Source organism: Nocardiopsis lucentensis DSM 44048 (assembly GCF_000341125.1).
GTDB lineage: Bacteria > Actinomycetota > Actinomycetes > Streptosporangiales > Streptosporangiaceae > Nocardiopsis > Nocardiopsis lucentensis.
The window spans coordinates 1-1969 of record NZ_ANBC01000704.1 but is presented as its reverse complement, the minus strand read 5'-3'; the positions used below and the strand labels follow the sequence as shown (position 1 = coordinate 1969).

Annotated in this window: 2 protein-coding genes; one reads left to right on the top strand and one right to left on the bottom strand. The window is 71.5% G+C overall.

From position 1 onward, the window contains the following. Nucleotides 1-928 (bottom strand): hypothetical protein (locus D471_RS0124570; RefSeq protein ID WP_017601070.1); only part of this gene is annotated, 928 nt, incomplete at its 3' end. 767 nt (nt 929-1695) lie between these two features. Between D471_RS0124570 and D471_RS0124560 the strand changes: the two genes are divergently transcribed. Further along, on the top strand, nt 1696-1969 hold a 274-nt coding region (locus tag D471_RS0124560; RefSeq protein WP_017601068.1), incomplete at its 3' end, for a class I SAM-dependent methyltransferase.

Genomic DNA, 1969 nt, shown 5'->3' with positions numbered 1-1969 from the left:
CGGTGACCTCGAAGCGGACGGCGGCCTTGCACAGTCCGGGCTTGATCCTGGGGCCGCCGGCGGTCACGACGGCGAAGTAGGCGCCGTCGGGGGAGAAGGACATCTGCCGCATGTACGTGTGCATGAGGGAGTAGTCGCAGTCGGGTTCGAAGGCCGAGGTGGACCACGGGGTCAGGGCGCCGCTCGCGGTGTCGATCATGGCGATCTGGTGGCGCTCCTCGCCGTCGACCCTCGTGAAGGTGCCGTTGATGAGGAGTCGCCCGCCATCGGGGCTCAGCGCGAGTTCCTGGAGGCGGGACCCGCCGCGCCGGGGGTGGGAGATCCGAGGGGCGAAGCCGGGGTCGACCGTGCCGGTGCGGGCGTCGATCCGGGCCAGACCGAGGCGCTCCGTGTCGTTCAGGCCGCCGAAGGCGCCGCCGACGTAGACGTCTGTTCCGTCCGTGGCGAGGCGGTTGACCTCACCGTTGTCGAGCCGGGCGGTGAACGCGGGAACGGTGCTGCCGTCGTCGAGCGATATCCGGGCCAGCCCCCGCCTCCACTGACCGTTGACGGAACGGAATTCCCCACCGATGATCACGGAGTCGTCGGGGCCTTCGACCACCGAGTTGACGGTCCCGCCCACGTCGGGGGCGAAGGACTCGATGACCTGGCCGGTGCCGTGCTCGAAGGCGAACAGGTTGCGCACGTCATGGGTGTCGCCGCGATCGTTGTCGGCGACGCGGTTGAAGTCCCCGGCCACCACGACGACGTCGCCGATGCGCAGGATCTCCTTGACGCGCCCGTCCAGGACGTGCGGGGTCCAGGGGACGGGCCGCTCGCCGACGACCCCCTCGGTCGTCGCCGAGGCGGCCGGTGTCGACAGGGCGGCCCCGGCGGGGAACATGAGCAGCGCGCTCATCGCCAGCGCGGTGAATCGGGTGGGCTTCACGGAGGACTCTCCTCGGTCGTGGGCGGCGGCCGGGGCCGGTGTGCCACGGAAATGGGCGCAGCCACATTGTGGCAAAGAGTAGTTCCCAAATCACACATGGTGACATTCGTAGTGTCACATGTGCCCGAGTTCCTTCGGATACGGGCGGGAATCCGACGCGGGCGTTCAGCCGCGACGGGAGAAGGCCCCAGCGCGGAAGTTGCGTGGCGGGGCCGCGTCCGCGTCCGGGCTCGGTTCGCTTCGCTGTGCGGCCGTGATCGCCTGGCCCAGGCGGTTGAGGGACGATTCCAGGGTGACCAGGTCCGCCTTGACGCNGGGGGGGGAGCCGTGGGTGGACGCCGGGCCGGACCTGCGGTTCCCCAGCGGCTTCCGGGGTCGCGCGTTCGGCGGCGGTCCCCTGCTCGGACTCGGGGAGCATGGCCTGCTCCTCGCCTGGTTCCACAACGTCGAACTTCACGTCCGCCCCGTCTCCTTTCCGCGCGGTGGGGTCTTGCCCCCACACGTCAGACGACCCCCGCGCGCGTTCGGTTCACCGTTGTCCGCGGGCTCCTCCCCCGGCGGCGGACGCCCCGGACCTCACCTCGTGTGACGTCTGACGCCGGCCGCGCGGGGAGGGCTCCAGAACGACGGGGATCGCGACGACGGCTCTCGGGCGGGGTGGGCGGGGACAGCGGTGACGGGGGGCGGTGCGCCCCCGGAACGCGACGCGTGGGAGCGGATCCGGGGGAGGGGCCCGGTGACCGGGGCGGCCCCCTTAGGCTGGTCCCATGACCCGCGCCAAGCTCGACAAGAAGCCCCAGGACGTCGCGGCGATGTTCGACGGCATCGCCTCCAGGTACGACCTCGTCAACGACGTCATCTCCCTCGGCCAGGACCGCGTCTGGCGGCGCGCCGTGGTGAACGCGGTGGACGCCCACAGCGGCGAACTGGTCCTGGACCTGGCCGCGGGCACCGGCACCTCCTCGGAGTCCTTCGTGCGCAAGGGCGCGCGGGTCATCGCCTGCGACTTCTCCCTGGGGATGCTGCGCGCGGGGGTCGAGC